16 protein-coding genes and 1 tRNA gene are annotated in these 21,416 nt (G+C 42.5%); 11 read left to right on the forward strand and 6 right to left on the reverse strand.

The window, feature by feature from the left end; genetic code table 11:
- Positions 1-159: 159 nt before the first annotated feature.
- Positions 160-1,578 (reverse strand): ATP-dependent DNA helicase, encoded by a 1,419-nt coding sequence (locus BLW31_RS00995; protein ID WP_010536602.1) that lies wholly within the window; start codon positions 1,576-1,578, stop codon positions 160-162.
- A gap of 95 nt (positions 1,579-1,673) precedes the next feature.
- Between BLW31_RS00995 and BLW31_RS01000 the strand changes: the two genes are divergently transcribed.
- The 3 genes from BLW31_RS01000 to BLW31_RS01010 are packed head-to-tail and all read left to right on the forward strand — an operon-like array spanning position 1,674 to position 3,654.
- On the forward strand, positions 1,674-2,360 hold the full coding sequence (locus BLW31_RS01000; RefSeq protein ID WP_010536601.1) for a hypothetical protein: 687 nt from the start codon (positions 1,674-1,676) through the stop codon (positions 2,358-2,360).
- A complete protein-coding gene (locus tag BLW31_RS01005) occupies positions 2,360-3,130 on the forward strand; it encodes a DUF3822 family protein (protein ID WP_010536600.1) in 771 nt (256 codons plus the stop codon). The genes BLW31_RS01000 and BLW31_RS01005 overlap by 1 nt, the downstream gene beginning before the upstream one ends.
- Positions 3,121-3,654 carry an RsmD family RNA methyltransferase gene (locus tag BLW31_RS01010; RefSeq protein ID WP_010536599.1) on the forward strand — a complete coding sequence of 178 codons (534 nt, stop codon included), beginning with the start codon at positions 3,121-3,123 and terminating at the stop codon, positions 3,652-3,654. Before BLW31_RS01005 ends, BLW31_RS01010 begins: the two co-directional genes overlap by 10 nt.
- A gap of 12 nt (positions 3,655-3,666) precedes the next feature.
- Here BLW31_RS01010 and cls read toward each other — a convergent pair whose 3' ends face one another.
- The 3 genes from cls to BLW31_RS01025 all read right to left on the reverse strand — a co-directional run bounded on the left by cls (position 3,667) and on the right by BLW31_RS01025 (position 8,543).
- The gene (gene cls / locus BLW31_RS01015) at positions 3,667-5,106 is read right to left on the reverse strand and encodes a cardiolipin synthase (protein WP_010536598.1); all 1,440 of its coding nucleotides are present in this window, start codon (positions 5,104-5,106) and stop codon (positions 3,667-3,669) included.
- 135 nt (positions 5,107-5,241) lie between these two features.
- Entirely contained in the window at positions 5,242-8,058 is a 2,817-nt protein-coding gene (locus BLW31_RS01020; RefSeq protein WP_010536597.1) for a TonB-dependent receptor, read from the reverse strand.
- 80 nt (positions 8,059-8,138) lie between these two features.
- Positions 8,139-8,543, reverse strand: coding sequence for a hypothetical protein (locus BLW31_RS01025; protein ID WP_010536596.1), 405 nt, complete (start codon positions 8,541-8,543; stop codon positions 8,139-8,141).
- 80 nt (positions 8,544-8,623) lie between these two features.
- Here BLW31_RS01025 and aroB point away from each other — a divergent pair, with 80 nt between their 5' ends.
- The gene (gene aroB / locus BLW31_RS01030) at positions 8,624-9,685 is read left to right on the forward strand and encodes a 3-dehydroquinate synthase (RefSeq protein WP_010536595.1); all 1,062 of its coding nucleotides are present in this window, start codon (positions 8,624-8,626) and stop codon (positions 9,683-9,685) included.
- A 122-nt stretch (positions 9,686-9,807) separates the two neighbouring features.
- Here aroB and BLW31_RS01035 read toward each other — a convergent pair whose 3' ends face one another.
- On the reverse strand, positions 9,808-10,671 hold the full coding sequence (locus tag BLW31_RS01035) for a helix-turn-helix domain-containing protein (RefSeq protein ID WP_010536594.1): 864 nt from the start codon (positions 10,669-10,671) through the stop codon (positions 9,808-9,810).
- A gap of 297 nt (positions 10,672-10,968) precedes the next feature.
- Here BLW31_RS01035 and BLW31_RS01040 point away from each other — a divergent pair.
- The 3 genes from BLW31_RS01040 to BLW31_RS01050 all read left to right on the forward strand — a co-directional run bounded on the left by BLW31_RS01040 (position 10,969) and on the right by BLW31_RS01050 (position 12,889).
- A tRNA-Pro gene (locus BLW31_RS01040) sits at positions 10,969-11,042 on the forward strand.
- Between the two features lie 58 nt (positions 11,043-11,100).
- Complete coding sequence (locus tag BLW31_RS01045) at positions 11,101-12,321, forward strand: S-adenosylmethionine:tRNA ribosyltransferase-isomerase (protein ID WP_010536593.1); 1,221 nt, start codon at positions 11,101-11,103, stop codon at positions 12,319-12,321.
- A gap of 22 nt (positions 12,322-12,343) precedes the next feature.
- Entirely contained in the window at positions 12,344-12,889 is a 546-nt protein-coding gene (locus BLW31_RS01050; protein WP_010536592.1) for an NUDIX hydrolase, read from the forward strand.
- Here the strand turns inward: BLW31_RS01050 and BLW31_RS01055 are convergent.
- Positions 12,870-13,409 carry a glutathione peroxidase gene (locus BLW31_RS01055; protein ID WP_029425286.1) on the reverse strand — a complete coding sequence of 180 codons (540 nt, stop codon included), beginning with the start codon at positions 13,407-13,409 and terminating at the stop codon, positions 12,870-12,872. The genes BLW31_RS01050 and BLW31_RS01055 overlap by 20 nt on opposite strands.
- A gap of 876 nt (positions 13,410-14,285) precedes the next feature.
- Between BLW31_RS01055 and BLW31_RS24645 the strand changes: the two genes are divergently transcribed.
- The 4 genes from BLW31_RS24645 (at position 14,286) to BLW31_RS01075 (ending at position 21,415) form a co-directional block, all read left to right on the forward strand.
- Entirely contained in the window at positions 14,286-14,684 is a 399-nt protein-coding gene (locus BLW31_RS24645; RefSeq protein ID WP_010536590.1) for a hypothetical protein, read from the forward strand.
- A gap of 653 nt (positions 14,685-15,337) precedes the next feature.
- On the forward strand, positions 15,338-16,021 hold the full coding sequence (locus tag BLW31_RS01065; RefSeq protein WP_032836733.1) for a hypothetical protein: 684 nt from the start codon (positions 15,338-15,340) through the stop codon (positions 16,019-16,021).
- Positions 16,022-16,161: 140 nt separating this feature from the next.
- Entirely contained in the window at positions 16,162-20,487 is a 4,326-nt protein-coding gene (locus BLW31_RS01070; protein ID WP_010536588.1) for a CusA/CzcA family heavy metal efflux RND transporter, read from the forward strand.
- A 34-nt stretch (positions 20,488-20,521) separates the two neighbouring features.
- Positions 20,522-21,415 (forward strand): efflux RND transporter periplasmic adaptor subunit, encoded by an 894-nt coding sequence (locus BLW31_RS01075; RefSeq protein WP_010536587.1) that lies wholly within the window; start codon positions 20,522-20,524, stop codon positions 21,413-21,415.
- Position 21,416 lies beyond the last annotated feature (1 nt).

Below are 21,416 nucleotides of genomic sequence, written 5' to 3' on the forward strand. Positions count from 1 at the left end.
TTATGTATTATTTTCGATTCACATTTATATAACAACCCATACCTTGAAAAACACTTAGAGGTTTTTGAAAAAAAATAAATATAATCTCATATTTATTTTTCCACAACAAGCACACCCCACACATTCAAGCTGGGAATCAACCATTTACAAAAAAATCGTCTATAAAATTTGTTCTTTCGGGTAATTCACCAGATATAATGTTTTTGTGGCACGAGTAAATGCCGTATACAACCAACGAAAGTAATCCGGAGTCAGATATTCATCCGTCATATATCCCTGATCAAGAAAAACATTCTGCCACTGTCCGCCTTGCGCCTTATGACAAGTTACCGCATAGGCATATTTTACTTGTAACGCATTATAATGCGGATCTGCTTTCATTTTTTTCATTCGGTCCCGCTTATTAGATATATCTGCGTAATCTTCAAGTATGGTATAAAACAGTCTGTCACTATCTTCTTTAGATAATGCGGGAGCATCCGAATGCAATGTATCCAGCAACAGATTAGCATCCAGTTCAAAATCATTCTGATCCGGAAATCTGAGAGTAACTTCCGCAAAACGAAAACCATATATTTCCCTTGTCCGGCGGACACGACGTACCACTGCTATTTCTCCGTTGGCAATGAAGTCCATTTCCTTGTATTGCTCCGTCCAATAATAGTTGTTTTTGGCTATCATGAGCATATCTCCCGTATTCAGTTCATCTTCTCGCCAAAGAATCTGTGCACGTATTCCGTTATTATATAGGTTCGCGCGTTTATTAGAACGACAGATAACAATCGTTTCATCCATACCGTCATGATCATAGCAACTGGTGATTGCATCAATCAATTCTGCACCCGGCACCACTTTTATATCTGGAAAACCTGTAACCTTTATTTTAGGTAAAGAATAGCAATTATCCTCCGCTATCAACTGACGCAGTTGCGTTGCGTTCCATAAAATACCGGATTCCTGTATCTGGCGAACAACCTGTGTCAAATCCACTTCCCGCACTTCCAGTCCATACCCTTTCAAAGCATCTGCAAAAAGTGCCGGACTCAACTCTTCACCTACCGGAGGAAGCTGTGCAGTATCTCCCATCAGCAAAAGACGACACCCCTGACCAGAGTAAACAAACTGTATCAGGTCATCCAACAGTCTTCCTGTCCCAAACATGCTGCCAGACAATCCTTCATTGGAAATCATAGAAGCCTCATCCACTATAAATAAGGTATTTGTAGCAAGATTGTCATTTATCGAAAAATTACTGGTTTCATTAGAGAACGACTGCTGCCTGTATATTTTTTTGTGAATTGTAAAAGCCGGGTGACCGGCATATGTTGAGAAAACTTTTGCAGCACGACCAGTAGGAGCCAGTAATACAGCCTTTTGCTGTAACTGGTCCATCGTCTTCACCAATGCCCCTACCAAAGAAGTTTTACCGGTACCGGCATAGCCTCTGAGGATAAATACTTCATCCGCTAGTGTAGAAAGCAGAAACTTTGAAAGAGATTTTACAGCTATTTCCTGCTCAAAAGTTGGTTGATAAGGAAAATTTTCCTTAATTTGCCTTTCTAAATAGTTATTTATCATTTTTGTACGAGAAAAAAGTTCCCGGAACTATCGTATTTAAATTTATTTATTCTATTTTTGCGATGCGAATATAACAACTAAAAACATAATTTATCATGAAAACAGTATTTAATATTGTATTAGTACTCTGTGCTGCTGCATTAATCTACATTTGCTATAGCAGTATTATGGGTCCTATCAATTTTGAAAAAGCAAAAAAGGAAAGAGAACAGGCTGTCATTGCCCGTTTGATCGACATCCGTAAAGCACAACAGGAATACCGTTCGTTGCATCACGGAATGTACACAGAACATTTTGACACACTGATCGATTTCGTTAAAAATCAAAAATTACCTTTCGTCATGAAAGTAGGACAGTTGACAGACAAACAACTGGAAGACGGATTGACTGAAAAGAAAGCAATGGCTATCATCAACAAAGCTCAGAAGACAGGCAGATATGATGAAGTTAAGAAATGGGGACTTGAAAACTTTAAGCGTGACACCATGTGGGTAGCCGTAATGGACACCGTTTACCCAAAAGGTTTCAATCCGGATTCAATGAAATACATTCCTCACGGAAATGGTGCTATTTTTGAAATGAATGTTAAAAATGACACTGCAAAATCAGGTGCTCCTGTGTTCTTGTTCGAAGTAAAAGCTCCGTATGAAACTTACTTGGGCGGACTTGACAAACAAGAAATTATCAATCTGAAAGACCTGAACGAAAAACTGGGCAGATACTCCGGTTTGATGGTAGGTTCTATTGACAATCCTAACAACGGTGCTGGTAACTGGGAATAATGATTGATTTTACAAAATCAAAACAATATACTTTATCCATCCGTCTTAGTACGGATGGATTTTCTTTTTCTATCTACAATCCGATTCACGACAATTCACAGTCGCTGTTCGAAAAAGAGGTAGACACCTCTCTGTCTCTGACAGCCAATCTTAAAAACGTTTTCCACGAATCGGACTTTTTAAGCTACTCTTACAAACGGGTAAATATCATGATGGCAAACAAGCGTTTTACCATGATACCACTGGAACTGTTTGAAGAAGAGCAGGCAGAGCTTTTATTTTATCACAATCATCAGAAACGGGAGAACGAAACAGTGATTTACAATATTCTGAAGAAGAATAACGTAGTCGTAATCTTCGGCATAGACAAAAGCACCTATGCTTTCCTGAACGAACAATATCCCGAAGCCCGTTTCTATTCTCAGTCTACCCCACTTATAGAGTATTTTTCCATAAAAAGCAGACTCGGAAATAGTAAGAAAATGTATGCTTCAGTACGCAAAGATGCTATTGACATTTACTGTTTCGAACGGGGACAGCTCTTGTTGGCCAACTCCTTCGAATGCATGCAAACTGAAGACCGTATTTACTATTTATTGTATGTATGGAAACTGCTCGAGTTCAATCAGGAACGGGATGAACTGCATCTGACCGGGACACTGTCAGATAAAGAAACATTGATGAACGAATTGAAAAAATTCATCATGCAGGTATTCATCATGAATCCTGCCAATAATATTGATATGCAAGCCTTATTAACATGCGAGTAATCAGCGGTATTTATAAACGAAGAAGATTTGATGTACCACGTACATTCAAAGCACGTCCTACAACAGATTTTGCTAAAGAGAATCTGTTCAATGTACTTAATAACTATATCGATTTCGAAGAAGGAGTCACTGCACTCGATCTGTTTGCAGGTACCGGCAGTATCAGTATCGAACTGGTATCACGGGGATGTGACCGTGTGATCAGTGTCGAAAAAGACCCGGCTCACCATTCTTTTATCTGCAAAATAATGAAAGAAGTACAAACAGACAAATGTCTGCCTATTCGTGGTGATGTATTTAAGTTTATCAATAGCGGACGTGAGCAGTTCGATTTTATTTTTGCCGATCCGCCTTACGCTTTAAAGGAGCTGGAATCAATACCGGAACTGATATTCAAAAACAATCTGCTCAAAGAGGGAGGCCTGTTCGTATTGGAACATGGAAAGCAAAACAACTTTGAGGAAAATCCGCACTTCATAGAAAGAAGAGTATATGGAAGTGTGAACTTCTCTCTTTTCAGATAAGAGCACATTCTTCTAAAGCAGCGGAGCCAACAAACGAACAACAGACTCTGCTGCCTTCTGTCTCCACGGACGCCTTACCCAGTTTTTCAGAAAGATCTGTGTACTTTCACGCTGATCCTGAAGGAATATTTCTTTCATTTCCAGAGCCGTTTCTACATCATACATAAAGGCATTTACTTCAAAATTATGCTCAAAACTGCGAAAATCGACATTGGTAGACCCTACTGTCGATAGCATATCATCTGAAACCATCAGTTTGGAATGTAGAAATCCCTTTTTATAAAAATAGACTTTGACACCCGCCTGCAACACATCCCTCAGATAAGAATGTGATCCCAGATGAGTGATTCGATTGTCAGCACGTTCGGGCAGCATCAAACGTATATCCACCCCTGCCAATGCAGCTGTTTGCATAGCAACCAACACTTGCTCTGTCGGCAGGAAGTAAGGAGTTTGCATATAGAAATATTTCTTGGCTCCATTGATCGCCATCGTCAATCCCTGCATTATTTCTTTCCAGGGACCGATAGGTTCACTGGTGACTACTTGTACTAATGAGTTTCCACAAGACTCTATCTTTGGGAAATAACGTGAAGCGGTAATCAATGTACGGTCAACGAAATACCAGTCGAGCAGAAAAGCAGTCTGCAGACCATGTACAGCTTTTCCCTCTATCAGGATATGCGTATCACGCCAGATTCCCCATGAGAAGCCGCGCATATAACGCTCTGCCAGGTTCATTCCTCCGACAAAACCGATACGCCCGTCTACTACGACTATTTTTCTGTGGTTACGATAGTTGACCCTGCTTGTAAACAAAGGGAAACGTACTTTCAAGAAACTCCTGACTTCAATACCGGCATTACGCATTTCTTCGAAAAAACGGTTAGGTACATGCCAGCATCCCACATCATCATAAATCACTCTTACTTCAACGCCCTGAGATGCCTTTTCAATTAACACATCCCTTACCAGACGCCCTATGGCATCATCTTCAAAGATGTAGTACTCCATGTGAATATGCTGCTTTGCCTTTTGGAGTTCACGCAACAATGACTGTAGTTTGGTATACCCTTCCGTATACACGGCAATACGGTTTCCTTCGAATGGGAAAGCTTGATTGGTATGCTGGAAAAGTTGGATAAGACGAGCATATTCTTCGGGTACAGCCGAACAGTCCTGAGCCAGATATTCCGCCATAGGTTTCTTCAACAGACGGTCATAACTTTTTTGACCGATAATACGTTCCCGACGTTGGCTCCGTCCGAAAAAGAAATAGAAGACAAGGCCTACGATAGGAAGGAACAGTAATATGAGTATCCATGCCATAGTCTTCACCGGATTCCGGTTATCAAGAATGATAACGACAATCGTACTGATAATGGCTCCAAAATAAACAATGTCGAAAGCAACCGTAGCTATCTGGCTAACTATTATGTTCCAATCAATCATAGGAATCTCCTTTTTATATGGATACTGAACAACAAATATAAAGCAAATTATCGGATAAACAAAAAAGTCCTGATAGCAAGTTGTATCCATTGCTATCAGGACTTTCCCGTTTTTTTATTTAAAGTTATTCATAACTTAGAAACGCATAGGCCGAACACCACCTCCGCCGTAGCCATGTCCACCTCTAGGACCACCGCCAGGACCACGTCTACCCGGTGCTTTTCCACCCAATGTATTAAAGCGATATACAAAATGTACCATGAAATAGCTTCCCAAAGTGTTATATTCCGTATCACTCATCATTGTTTCACTTATAGAACGGGACAAACTATTCTGCTGTTTCAAGATATCATAAATTTTAAAACGAATAGTTCCTGAATTATTCTTTAAGAAATTCTTTGAGATCTGCGCATTCCACAACACCTCATTATTATTCAAGCCACCAGTGTATCCATCTTTAAATCGACAGTTTATATCTGTAGAAATTGAGATTTGCCATGGAAGATTTACATTAGTATTACCTCCAATATAATAATCAAAAGTCTCACGATTACTATTTTCCTGCTTACTATTTCGAACCAAATTATAATTAACAGAACCACTCAGAGACAAATCAAATACTTCACTACGATAACTACCAGTAAATCGTTCTCCTAAACCTAAGTTATGTGTTGTACTCAACTCTTGATCTGCATTCTTACTATTTCCAACACTCGTATAACTTACTGCATCACTATATCTTGCATTCGTATTAGATGAAATTGTAAACTTCTTATTTTTCAAAGGAGTATTGAAAGAAAAATACCCTCTCGCCTGCCAATTACCATTTACATTCTCTTTCTTATAGACCCGGGCACCGGTTTCAGGGTCGTATGACATTCTATTAGCTACAGAATTTAATGTATTCGTATAGAATAAATTGGCTGTATAGCTACGCATAGATTCTGGTACAAATTTTCTATAATCAAGTGTAAAATTGTTGTTAAATGATGGTTTTAAATTTGGATTACCATATCTCAGATTCATTGGATCAGTAATATCAATAACTTCCTGTAAATCCTCGATATTAGGAGTACTACTCCGCCCACGGTAACGGAACATTAACACATGCTGCTTATCAAACATATAGCGAAACATTACCGAAGGAGCCCAATTCAATACATTTTGTTCCGGATAATTCTTTTTATAATTAGGCCCAATAGTCGTTTCACTTAATGATGTTTGAGGTGTCAATCCAACTCCAACACTATACATCATTTTAGGATGAATACCACGCACAGAAACATCTGCCGTATGAGTATCATAAAAATTTTCCACACGCGTACTCAAATCATTATCATATCCACGTTCTATATACTCCGGATATGGATAATAATTTATACTATCATAGACCAATGATTGCGACAACTGTTTCCGATGGGCAAACTCATAACGCAACTGCAAAAAGTGATTCTTAAAAACAGGTTCAGTATAAGAAGCAGATACACTCCAGTTGCGGCTGTCGCTATTGCGGTCCGTATATCGTGAAATATCAGAAATACTGTCTTTCTCGAAAAACTCGGTTCTTGAATCGGAATAAGAATCTGATTCGCTATCACTATAACCAAAACGTGCTCCTAAAGATAAATTTCGTCCTTTACTATTCAATCTCCGAAAAGCCATTAAACTACCATTAAAAGATGCATTATGACTTTTAGAAGAAGAGGCAGCCTCCCTTTCATTAACAGGGCTGTGAGAGTTATTTTCAGTTTTTGACCAAGAGCTATTACTTGATTCTGTTTGTGAATAGCTACCATTAGGACGAAAAATTATTGTAGTTAATGTATCAGGACGCCATTCCAAGCGAAAATCAACCCTGAAATCATGACGATTACGATTTGATAAGTTCTCACTTTGAGCAAAAGACGAAGTTTCACCTAAGAATGTTTCTGAAGAAGATTTGCGACGGGCATCATTATTGGAATGCCCGTATTGAACATTTCCACCGACTTGCAGCTTCTTCGTATCTTTAGCAAAGTTAATACCTAATGATTGTGCTGTTGTAATACCAGAACCGGCATTGCCACCACCTAATCCTTGTCCGGCATCACCAAATTCAGAAAAACCTTTATTATTAGTATTATTAGCAGAACCTATTATTGAAAGACTGGCATCATCCTTAAAACGGCTAATCATCACTCCGCCTTCATATCGATCCTGACTACCATAACCAGCAATCAAATTACCAATCCATCCTTTCTTCATCCCTTTCTTGACTGTTAAGTCTAAAACGGGCTCTTCATCTCCGTCATCAATTCCTGTGATACGTGCCATATCACTTTTCTTATCGTAAGCTTTAACCTTCTCAATCATGTTAGCCGGCAAATTCTTCATGGAAACTTTGGGGTCATCCGAGAAAAACTCTTTACCATCAACCATAATCTTTTTAATTTCTTTCCCATTTATAGTAATCTTCCCCTCATCACTAACTTCAGCACCCGGTATTTTTTTTACTAAATCTTCTAACATCGATCCTTCCGGTACAGGGTAAGCAGCTGCAGAATATTCCGTTGTATCGGCTTTTACTGTAACAGGAGGAGCCTCCGCCGTAATCACAGCCTCACCCAGCATTACCGCATCGGGGTCCAGGGAGATATTCCCCATTTTCTTTTCAGTCACGTTATTGGATAATTGTACAGGAACAAATTTCGTGCGGAAACCAATGTAAGAGACCTTCAATATATACTTTCCCGCCTTCACTTTAGGGAGTGTAAACCACCCTTTATTACTACTTGCTATACCGGCTGCATAAGCGCTATCCGGTAATGATAGCAATTGAACAGTAGCCTGTGCTGCCGGCTCTTGAGAGTCAGACTCGATAACACGACCCGAAACAGTAATCACCTTATTCTGTGCAAAAATAGAGAAGGTGCATAATAATGTAAGCACCCACCAAGCTGATAATCTTTTCATTTACCTTAATTACGATTAGTAGAGTAATAACAATGTCTTTTTGACAAATAGAATCGTAAAAGGTTTAATTTAATAGAAAATTATCTTTTGAAGAATCGACCAACAAGCGCTTTTTTAAGACCAAACTCCAAACAAAGCACATTAAATATTAAAAAGGTCAGAAAAGAGGAAGTGTCTACATTAATCACATCTCCTTGCAGGACACGCCACAACATACCTCCAAAAACAAACAGGAAGGTCAGAAAGACAGCATTACGAACAGCCGTATTACGAATCTGCTCCGTCTCGCGGCTTTCGTTCTTGCTCAAAGCAAAGATTATCAACAAGCATCCTGCCATCATCAACAGCTTCGTACATTCCTTGTAGAGCAGCAGGTTACGGTCGGTAACCAACCCTTGCATCACCAAAATAAAAGGAAGAAACAAAGCCAATAACAACACCACATATCCCAAAGGACGACAAAATACAGGAAACAATGCTTTCATAATTAAACGTTTTAATGAGACAAAAGTAAGGAAAAAAAGATATTTTATATACATTTGCACCAAGAAAAAGCAAAAGAATCATGAGTAAACAAGAAGTCATTCTCTGCGAAAGCTTGGAAACAAGCCTCGGTCGTGCCATTGAAAGATGTCCGCATGACAAGTTATTCATCCTCACAGACGAACATACCCAGCGTCTTTGTCTGCCCTCATTGAAAGAAGTATCATTTCTGAAAGATGCTGTCGAAATCAATATCGGAGCCGAAGATGTGCATAAGACGCTGGAAACTCTGGCATCCGTCTGGATGGCACTGAGTCAGCAAGGGGCTACACGACATTCATTGCTCATCAATCTTGGTGGCGGGATGGTAACCGATTTAGGAGGTTTTGCCGCTGCTACCTTCAAACGTGGAATCGCTTATATTAATATTCCCACTACGCTGTTGGCCATGGTCGACGCATCCGTCGGCGGTAAAACAGGAATCAACTTCAACGGACTGAAGAACGAAATCGGTGCATTTGCCCCGGCAGACAGTGTATTGATTGAAACCGAGTTTTTACGCAGTCTCGATGCACACAACTTCTTCTCCGGCTACGCCGAAATGTTAAAGCATGGATTAATCAGCAATACCGCCCACTGGGTAGAATTGCTGGATTTTGATACAGATAACATCGATTATGCAGCCCTCAAAGATATGGTAGGACGTTCGGTACAGGTAAAAGAAGATATAGTGGAGCAAGACCCCTTTGAACATGGTATCCGTAAGGCACTGAATCTGGGACATACGGCAGGACATGCCTTCGAAAGTCTGGCACTGGCTGAGAATCGTCCCGTACTGCACGGATATGCCGTAGCTTGGGGAATCGTTTGCGAACTTTATCTGTCGCACCTTAAAGCAGGCTTCCCGAAAGACAAAATGCGGCAGACCATTCAATTCATTAAAGAGAATTATGGCTCATTCGCGTTCGACTGCAAACAGTACGAACAACTTTACGCATTTATGCAACATGATAAGAAAAACACCTCAGGAACGGTCAATTTCACTTTACTGAAAGAGATCGGAGATATTTGTATCAACCAGACCGCTGATAAAGATACCATTTTTGAAATGCTCGACTTCTATCGCGAATGTATGGGCGTCTAATCTGAGGCACCTTATAATTATAAAGGAGAATGGGATTCCCTAAAAGGTTTCCCATTTCTTTTTTCCCTTTCCCATTCTCCTCTCCCCACATATGCCTTTATTCCCCACAAGCATCTTCAATATTATCCTAAGTTACTCATCCGGTATTGGGACAACGACATTCCGGTATGTTTCCTGAAGAAACGCCCCAATGACGATTGATTGGCAAAGTTTGTTTTAACGGCAATTTCCTGAATATTCATGTTCGTATTCTTCAGCAAAGCCTTTATTTCCAGCACGATGTATTCAACAATCCAGTCTTTGGCTGACTTGCCGCTCACTTCTTTGATCACCATTGTCAGGTATTTGGAAGTGATACACAGTTTATCAGCGTAGAAAGCTACGTCTTTATTTTCTTTGAAATGCTTCATTATCAGTCCAAAGAATTTATTGGCTAATTCCTCTTTGCGAGTATCTTTCCGAGTGTTCACCAAAGCTGCCTCCTTTTCATAAGCATTAAACAATTCCAGATACAGATATCTCAATAAATGGATAATCAGTTCACGCCTGTATATATCATCAGACGTCACTTTATCCTTAACCATTCCCAAATAGTTAATCAATCGCCGGGTATCATTTTCCGTCTGAGGATACCAGTAATGGCTCCTCATGTAGAAAAAGAAATGAGGCGAAAATCGCGGCACACCACTCAATGTATCGCTAAACATTGTAGGCGATACTACCAGCGTGGTAGTCAGAAAGTCATCACTAGCCTCGGTGAATGAAACGAACTGTCCCGGCAACAGAATAATTAATTCTTGTGGCTGTATCCAATGCGAATCATCATATACATTAAGCCTGGCCTTTCCACTGAAGCAATATATGACCAAAGCTGACTGAATATTAGAAGGATAAGTGCTTAGGGGAAGATACTTCAAATTCTGAAAATACTTAAAATCATCACCTAAGACATAAGCCTCTAACGTTTCTCTATTTTTATTATACACATTTACCCCCTCATTAAATAAAACTAAATACAAAAATATACTATCCAAAACTACTCTCACTTGTCCTATGCCAATATGGTTTCATTTTAAAGAAATTACGAACCATTTATTCACTTAATTTTATAAACAAAGCCCTGTTATGTTAGTTTATGAACACCTATATTATTTAGATTTATTATAGACTGCAGGACCTTTATATCCCGAAAACAAAAAGATATCCTAAAATCAGCTAATGGAAAAAAACGGGCTATTTTATTTGCTTTTTAAAAATAAAGCAGTACTTTTGCATCCGCAATTCGGGATGTAGCTCAGCCCGGTAGAGTACGCGTCTGGGGGGCGTGTGGTCGCAAGTTCGAATCTTGTCATCCCGACTACCGACAAAGCATTAATAATCGATGGGTTATTGATGCTTTTTTTATTGAAACGAGAATGAAAGAAGACCCGAGACATATTCACATCAGCGAATACAACTATCCGCTACCGGATGAACGAATCGCCAAATTTCCTTTAACAGTCCGCGACCAATCAAAATTGTTGGTATATCGCCATGGTGAAGTTACCGAAGATGTTTTCACATCTTTGCCTGATTATCTTCCGAAAGGAAGTCTGATGGTATTCAACAATACCAAAGTCATTCAGGCACGCCTGCACTTCCGGAAGGAAACGGGAGCATTGATCGAGGTCTTTTGCCTGGAACCGATCCAACCCAATGATTATGTATTAAATTTCCAGCAGACGGAACACGCTGCATGGCTTTGCATGATCGGCAATCTGAAGAAATGGAAAGACGGAGCCTTGAAGCGGGAGATGACAGTGAAAGGATTCACAATCACCCTGACTGCTACACGGGGAGAATGCAGAGGCACCAGCCACTGGATCGATTTCTCCTGGAACAATCCGGAAGTAACCTTCGCCGATATCCTCGAAGTCTTCGGAGAACTGCCGATTCCTCCATACCTGAATCGGGACACGGAAGAGAGCGACAAAGAAACCTATCAGACTGTTTATTCCAAAATAAAAGGCTCGGTTGCCGCGCCAACAGCCGGACTGCACTTTACGCCCCGTGTACTGGAAGCATTGCAGGAGAAAGGAATCGATCTCGAAGAACTGACACTACACGTAGGTGCCGGAACATTCAAACCGGTAAAAAGCGAAGAGATAGAAGGACATGAGATGCACACAGAGTACATTTCCGTCAATCGGGCAACTATCAAAAAACTGATCGACCACGACGGATGCGCTGTTGCTGTAGGAACAACTTCGGTACGTACTCTCGAAAGCCTGTATCATATCGGAGTGACATTGGCCGAAAATCCGGACGCTACGGAAGAGGAACTACACGTCAGACAATGGCAGCCTTACGAGAAGTATGATCAGATTCCTCCCGTTGTCGCATTACAGAAAATATTAGGTTATCTGGACAGAAACGGGTTGGAAGCACTTCACAGCAGCACTCAGATTATTATAGCTCCGGGATATCAGTATAAAATAGTGAAAGCGATGGTTACTAATTTCCACCAGCCGCAAAGTACACTGTTACTTTTGGTTTCCGCCTTCGTGAAAGGAAACTGGCGCACGATTTATGATTATGCACTGAGTCACGATTTCCGTTTCCTGAGCTATGGAGACTCTTCTTTGCTGATACCATAAACAAAAAAAAGTAAAGACTACAATGCCAGGCGATAACAATCAAGAAATGTTTCCTATCGTAGACGAACAGGGAAATATCACCGGAGCCGCTACACGCGGAGAATGTCATAGCGGAAGCAAGCTTCTGCATCCGGTTATTCATCTTCACGTTTTCAATTCGGAAGGAGATTTGTACCTGCAAAAGCGTCCGGAATGGAAAGATATCCAGCCGGGGAAGTGGGATACAGCCGTTGGCGGACATGTCGATTTGGGAGAGAGCGTAGAGATCGCACTCAAACGGGAGGTCCGCGAAGAACTAGGTATCACGGACTTTACTCCCGAACTGCTAACCAGCTATGTATTCGAATCGGATCGTGAGAAGGAACTCGTCTTCGTTCACAAAACGGTTTACGACGGTGAGCTACATCCCAGTGACGAGTTGGACGGCGGTCGTTTCTGGACCGTCGAAGAAATAAAGGAAAATCTCGGTAAAGGCATCTTCACTCCCAACTTTGAGGGAGAATTGAAGAAAGTATCCCTTCTTCCGTCCCTTTATCCTTCTTCCGTTCCTACTCCTCTATCCAAGTAACAATTTTCTCAGAGAACGGACTCTCTTTGGGTGCAACAAAGCCAACCCAGTTTCCGTTCTCGTCTATCATAAACTTCTGGAAGTTCCACTGGACAGGTGCATCCTCTTTTCCGTTCTGCTTCTTTTGCGTCAGCCATTGGTAGAGTGGCGCCATGTCTTTGCCTTTGACGGAAATCTTAGACATCATCGGGAAAGTAACATCATAATTCAATGAACAGAACTGAGCAATCTCTTCGTTGCTGCCCGGTTCCTGCCCCATGAAGTTGTTGGCCGGAAAGCCGATGATTACAAAATTCTTATCCTTATATTTATCATACAGCTCTTGCAGTCTGGCATACTGTGGCGTCAATCCACACTTAGAAGCTACATTTACTACCAACACCTTTTTCCCTTTCAAAGATGAAAGCGGAAATTCCTTACCATCAATTGTCGTCACATTGAAATCGTAGAAAGATTTATTCTGCGCTTCCAGCGAGATTGCACATACCATAGTTATTACCATTAAAATAAATGACTTCATACTGAATATATATTTAGTTTGCTATATAATAAACGAGCCCAAACAAAAAAATGTTTTGCCGTATCATAACAATTCCAATTCTTTTCGTATCCGAGCCGAATGGTTCGAAAAGATACATTCTTAGAAGATAAAAACGTTTTTTTTGCCGTCACCCGTCACTTTGGCTGTTTTTCAGCATTTAAATTATTGCTATTCATTACATTAACTAGGTGACGACAAGCAGTGACGATAAAGTGATGACAAATGAATTTGAGTTTTTACCATCACCGCATTTTCTTATACAAATCACGATAACAAACTGGATATCAACACTTCCCGCACAAACCAGCAAGTTTATATCTGATGACCTAAAAGTATCTATTTACTTTTGATACATACCTTTTTTACTAAAAACAGATGTACTCTTTTGCCTATTTGTCAGACAGTACCGTTCAGCAGATCAGATGGTATCATTCAAGAGGTCAGATAGCATTGTCCAAGAAGTTGATAATCTCCCTGTATTTTATTCAGCCCTAACTCCCATACAAAGATATCCTACCAGACTTATTACACTTAGCAAGAAAATTCATTCCTTTTTCTTTGCAATCCTCAACAATTCACTTACCTTTGTTCTTTGAAAGCCGAAGAGAAATGCGGCATATTGAAACGTTTTTGCGCTAAGAAAAGTACCAAGTTTAATTAATGCAAATAAACAGTGTTTCAATAAATGTGTTCAATGCGTACGACGTAGGGTCGGGCGTGTGAACGTATTTATTAAACACTGTGGGTACTGGTACTACCTCTTAGCGGATAAATATGAACTCAGCGCCCGACTTCTTTTATATACGTGGCATAGTATACATCAAGATGCGAGCGATCATAAATATTTAAAGAGACATGAACAGACCAGACAAAGAAACATTGCGCCGCGTCATCCACAAAATGCACAAGCAGAATGATTGCGAAAAGTTTACCGAATTAGCATCCGTATTTACAGGTATGCGAGGAAAGCTCAATCCCCACTCCGTAGAATTTTCTTCTGACGATCCTTACCACTCTTTTCCCCTTTCTATAAAGTGCATTCACTGCGTCATCCGGGAAGAAGAATATCTTTACATATTATGTTATAGCGGAAATCTACATATACTGGGGATTCACGAACGTGGACATATACTGATTCCCATCGAAGAGCAACTGAACTTGCCGGAACTTTTCTACTGGACCTGCTACTCATGGTGGAACCTTCTCCGCATAAAGAGAACAGGCAAACAACAAAGCGAAGATTTCACTGATTAACTTCGCGTTGTCATACAATCATACTATTACTACTTATCTTAAAATCACACCATCACTATGACTAATTGGCTAACGATCAAACAACTATCGGCAAAGCGCGGCATTGTTGAATCACCTCTCCGAAGCTGAATAACTTTGGAGTATATCAACTCTCTGCACAATGCCAACTTTATCATTCTGCACGAAGACAAGAGCATTGAATTAACATCGGAAATAGCAACGTTTGTCATTCTGCGAATATAGTTTACGTATTTCATTATTTCAAAGAGTAATCCTAACCAGATTAAATATGGAGGTAGCAGACTGAAGAACCGCTTGTGAAAGTAGTTCTTCCGGTCTGTCTCCCAAGAGGATGCCATATTACCCCATGGCATCCTCTTTTATTATTTATTGACATATATTGTTTCAAACAGTTTCAAATGCTTGAAACACTTTGTTTCACGCCGAGAAACACTTTGTTTCATTACTTGGAACACTTTGTTTCAAGGCATGAAACACTCTGTTTCAACGGTTGAAACTGATGGCGGAACTACTTCTTCCTGATACCGGATGTACTTCCTCTCCCTTTTCATCTTATTAACATTTTATCAGTAGGGAGATTCTAAATGTCCCGTGTCTTTATCTGCGAATAAGCAACTCATATTTTATAAACGATGAAAACAACAACACTCTTATTTATTTGCTTGTTGCTTACAGTCGGCGGACAAGCACAGGAAGCGGAAAAAAGACCTGTATGGAAAGTGGAACTTGCCGGTGCACTGAACAATTACTCGGCGTGGGAAGTGGAGCCGACCATCACTTATCTGCCTATCCCCTATGCAGGCATCACTATGGGGTTCCTTTTCTGCAACACCATAGAAGACGAAAGCTATTCGGGCGTATCCAAAGACCAGAGATGGAGATGGAGTTCAGATGACGACAGCCCGCTCTGCCATCACTTTGCATTGCGTCCCGCCATCCAGTTGGCTACCCCCGCCCTCAAACTGGGAAAAGATAAGGATATGGGACTTTCCTTCATCCTCTCTCCGGGGCTGACTATCCCGCTATCCGTCAACCAGCGGTTGAACATCAGCTACTATCCCAACGTCTCCGGCATATGGAGTTCGCAAAGATTCGACCAGGTCAAGAACCGGGGAGGAAGAGCGATATTCTATCACATCAAAGGCATGTTTACCCTCGACTTGGGCGAACAATACACGCTTTCGGCAGGATACACTTTTTCCGACTTCGACATGTATAGCGGTGGACGCAACATGGTAGTGGAAGGGAAGAAACTGACCATGCCTGCGTTCCGCTTTATGCATTCGTTCTTTGTGAGTCTCGGATACAGATTTTAAAATGAATCAAGAATCCCAAACCATTCAAACCGCAATTTAGTCACTTCACCTCGCAATCTTTCCGCTTCATTCATTCCCGATAACCACGAATGAAGATAGTCCTTAGTTTTGTAGCATGAAATAATAACACCCAGATAATCATGTTTACAGCTATTGTACGTTTTTCAATCAAGAAGAAACTGTTTGTAGGACTCACTACCCTCTTCTTGTTTATCGGAGGTATCTACGCAATGCTGACATTGCCCATCGACGCCGTGCCCGATATAACCAACAATCAGGTGCAGATTGTAACCGTATCTCCCACCCTTGCGCCACAAGAGGTAGAGCAGCTCATCACCATGCCTATCGAGATAGCGATGAGCAATATAATGAATGTTGAGAATATCCGTTCTGTCAGCCGCTTCGGTTTATCCGTAGTAACGGTTGTTTTCAAAGAGAGTGTTCCTACGCTCGATGCCCGGCAACTCATCAACGAACAGATACAAACCGTATCCGGAGAAATCCCGCCCGAACTGGGAACACCGGAAATGATGCCCATCACCACCGGACTGGGAGAGATTTACCAGTATATATTGAAGGTAGCTCCCGGTTACGAAAAGAAGTATGACGCAATGGAGCTCCGCACCATTCAAGACTGGATGGTAAAGCGCCAGCTGTCCGGCATTCCGGGCATTGTAGAAATCAACAGTTTCGGCGGCTATCTGAAACAATATGAAGTAGCTGTCGATCCGGATGCTCTCTTTTCATTGAATATCACCATTGGTGAAGTATTCGAAGCCCTCAGCAGCAACAACCAGAATACAGGCGGAAGTTACATTGAAAAAATGAAGAACGCCTATTATATCCGTTCGGAAGGTATGATTACCGATATCAAAGACATCGAACAAATTGTGGTAGCCAACAGAAACGGGATTCCTGTACATATCAGTGACGTAGGAGTCGTCCGGTTTGGCGCTCCCAAACGCTTCGGAGCTATGACAATGGACGGTGAAGGCGAATGTGTAGGAGGAATCGCCATGATGCTGAAAGGCGCTAACGCCAATGTAGTGACACAAGAGCTTGAAAAGCGGGTAGAGAAAATACAGCATCTGTTGCCCGAAGGAGTCAGCATCGAGCCCTATCTGAACCGTTCGGAACTGGTGAACCGGAATATTTCAACCGTTGTCAACAATCTGATTGAAGGAGCAATCATCGTCTTTCTGGTTCTTATCCTCTTCCTCGGAAATATACGTGCCGGACTGATCGTCGCATCCGTCATCCCACTCGCCATGCTGTTCGCCTTTATCATGATGCGCATCTTCAATGTCACTGCCAATCTGATGAGCCTCGGCGCCATCGACTTCGGTATTGTGGTAGACGGCTCTATTGTCATACTGGAAGGCATCCTCGCCCACATTTACGGAAAACAATTCCGTGGACGGACGCTGAGCCGCGAGGAAATGGACCGGGAAGTGGAAAAAGGAGCTTCCGGAGTAGTCCGCTCAGCTACTTTTGCCGTACTGATTATCCTGATCGTCTTCTTCCCTATTCTCACGTTGAACGGAATCGAAGGAAAATACTTCACTCCGATGGCCAAAACTCTGGTCTTTTGTATCATCGGAGCATTAATCCTGTCGCTGACCTATGTGCCTATGATGGCATCGCTCTTCCTGAAACACCATATTGTAGTGAAACCGACACTGGCCGACCGCTTCTTCGAAAAGCTGAACAAAGTATACCAACACGGCCTGCGCTTCTGCCTGCATTACAAATGGCGTACCGTCATCGTAGCCTTTACCGCACTGATAGGCTCCCTGTTTCTTTTCACCCGGCTGGGTGCGGAGTTCATCCCGACATTGGATGAAGGAGATTTTGCCATGCAGATGACATTGCCTGCCGGCAGTTCGCTGACTGAAAGCATAGAAGTTTCCCGGTTGGCAGAAAAGACACTCATGGACGAGTTTCCCGAAATAAAACACGTCGTTGCCAAAATCGGGACAGCCGAAGTTCCTACCGACCCGATGGCGGTAGAAGATGCCGATGTGATGATTATCATGAAGCCTTTTAAGGAATGGACGAGCGCAGAAAGCCGTGCAGAAATGGTAGAAAAGATGAAGGAAGCACTGGAACCGCTTGCCGAACGCGCCGAATTTAACTTCTCACAACCTATACAACTCCGCTTCAACGAGCTGATGACAGGAGCGAAAGCAGATATTGCCGTCAAGCTGTACGGTGAAGACACCCACGAACTCTATGAAAGGGCAAAAGAAGCTGCCGCCTATGTAGAAAAAGTTCCGGGAGCAGCAGACGTAATTGTAGAACAAACGATGGGACTTCCGCAACTGGTTGTCAAATACAATCGCAGCAAGATAGCACGTTACGGAATCAATATCGAAGAACTCAACACGATCATCCGGACAGCGTATGCCGGAGAGTCGAGCGGTGTTGTCTTTGAAAACGAACGGAGATTTGACCTGGTAGTCCGCCTCGACCAAGAGAAAGTGGCAGATTTGAATCTCGACAAACTGTTTGTACGCACTTCGGAAGGAATCCAAATCCCCGTTGGCGAAGTAGCCAGCATCGATCTCGTCAGCGGCCCGCTCCAGATCAACAGGGATGCGACCAAACGACGCATTGTCATCGGTGTCAATGTACGTGATGCGGATATTCAGCAAGTCGTTGCCAATATTCAAAAGACACTGGATAAGAACATCAAGCTAAAACCGGGATACTACTTCGAATACGGCGGTCAGTTCGAAAACCTGCAGAATGCAATCAATACCTTGATGATTGTCATTCCGGTAGCATTGATGCTCATTCTGCTGATATTGTTCTTCGCCTTCAAGAACATCACCTATACGCTGATGGTGTTCTCCACTGTTCCGCTATCACTTATCGGTGGCATCATCGCACTATGGCTACGAGGACTCCCCTTCAGCATATCGGCAGGCGTAGGCTTCATTGCCTTGTTTGGCGTCGCAGTGCTGAATGGTATTCTCATGGTAAATCATTTTAATGAACTTCGTAAGCAAAACACCTATTCTATGACTACGAACCGAATCATAACCCGGGGAACCCCGCATCTGCTTCGTCCGGTATTCCTCACCGGACTAGTGGCATCGTTGGGCTTTGTCCCAATGGCTATCGCAACATCAGCCGGTGCCGAAGTACAACGACCGTTAGCAACAGTCGTCATCGGCGGACTAATCATTTCTACCATACTGACTTTGCTCATCATTCCGGTATTCTACAGGATTGTCCATTCATTTGCTACACTGAGACGTCCGGGAAGCAAGTTTCATCTGCCGTTTTTCATCCTGCTGCCTATGTGCCTGCTGATTCCCTTTGATGCCTCCTCACAACCGGCAAAAGCCATCAGTCTGGAACAGGCTATCGGAATAGCCAAACAAAACCATCCCCGCCTGCAAATAGCCGCTAACGCCATCCGACAGGCCAAAGCGACACGCGGAGAGATTGTAGAAGCTGCTCCCACCTCTTTCAACTATTCGTGGGGACAACTCAACGGAGAAAACAAAAAAGACAAAGAACTCTCTTTCGAGCAGAGCCTGGGTTCACTCCTTACACCTTTCTACAAAAATGCGTTAGTCAACCGGCAGATAAAAACAAATACCTACTACCGCCAAATGGTAGAAAAAGAAGTGACGGCGGAAGTAAAACGGGCATGGGCCTACTATCAATACGCCGCCAACCTCTGCTCCATGTATCGCGACCAAGACAAAATGGCTAAAGAATTACAGCGCATCGGGGAATTGCGTTACCAGCAGGGAGAGATCACCCTACTCGAAAAAAATATGATGACAACCATGGCCGCCGACCTTCACAATCGCTGGTTTCAGGCACAGGAAGAAGAAAAAATGGCCTTGGCACGCTTTCAGTGGAGTTGCTATTCGGACCTCCCAGTCATGCCCGAGGATTCGACTTTGTCTCTCTTCTACACCGGAACAACAGACGGAAGCTTGTCCGAAGCACATACCCGCTATTTTCAGAGTCAGGCAGATGAAGCCAAAGCAACGCTCCATGTAGAACAAAGTCACTTCTTTCCGGAACTCAGTATAGGATATACCCGCCAAGACATTCTCCCGTTAAAGAACCTGAATGCCTGGATGGTAGGAGTATCCTTCCCGATCTACTTCTTGCCGCAAAGGAGCAAAGTGAAGCAAGCGCGCCTGGCCGCTACTTCAGCACAGATCCAAGCCGACTCCAACATTCGGGAACTACGAAACAAGGTGCTCGAACTGGAAGCTTCTCTCCGCAGATATAATGAGAGTTTACGCTATTACACCTCTTCTGCACTGAAAGAAGCGGACGAACTGACCAAAGCCGCCAACTTGCAGTTGCAGCAAAGCGAGACGGGTATTGCCGAATATATTCAGTCGATTGCAACCGCAAGGGATATCCGCCGCGGTTACATCGAAACAGTCTATCAATACAACATTGCCGCACTGGAATATGAACTCTTCAAATAAACGAATGTATATCCCAATTATAAAAAAACAGCATATGAAAAAGATATTTTATCCTGTCCTTCTGCTCGCTCTGACAGCATGCAAAGGAAATCAGCAAACGACGGATACTGAAAGCGTCACAGTCCCCGTCTCCGAAGTTGCAGCCGACACGACCGCACAACCGGAAGTAGACGCCATTACTTCCGCAACTTCAAAGCCCAACCAAGTTTCATTCAACGGGCGGATTGTCCTCCCGCCTCAACGTCAGGCAACCATCGCTCTGACTATGGGAGGAGTAGTGAAGAATACCTCACTACTTCCGGGACAATATGTATCCAAAAACGCAGTTATCGCCACATTAGAGAATCCGGAATTTATCACCTTGCAGCAAACGTATCTGGACAGCCACGCACAAACCGAATACCTTCAGGCCGAATTCGAACGTCAGAAGAACCTTTCTGCCGAACAAGCAGCCTCACAAAAGAAATACCAGCAAAGCAAAGCGGATTATCTCTCCATGAAAAGCCGTCAGGACGCTGCTGCCGCCCAGCTTTCACTCTTAGGCATCAGCCCGGAGACATTGCTTAAAGACGGAATACAGCCTCTGCTGGAAGTAAGGACTCCTATCAGCGGCTATGCTGCCAACGTGGCCATGAATGTCGGGAAATATATCAATCCCGGAGAAGCGCTCTGCGAAATCATCGATAAAAGTACCCCGATACTCTGCCTGACTACGTATGAAAAAGATCTTGCAGATATGCAGACAGGCAGTCCGGTACAGTTCCGAGTCAACGGAATGGGCAAACAGACATTCCATGGCACAGTAGTCTCCATCGGACAAAAAGTGGACGAAACCAATCGTTCACTCGAAGTCTATGCTTCCATCAAAGAGACGAATCCGCAATTCCGACCGGGAATGTATGTCACCGCACACATCCAGAAGCATTAAA

The sequence above is a fragment of the Bacteroides faecis MAJ27 genome, assembly GCF_900106755.1.
Lineage (GTDB): Bacteria > Bacteroidota > Bacteroidia > Bacteroidales > Bacteroidaceae > Bacteroides > Bacteroides faecis.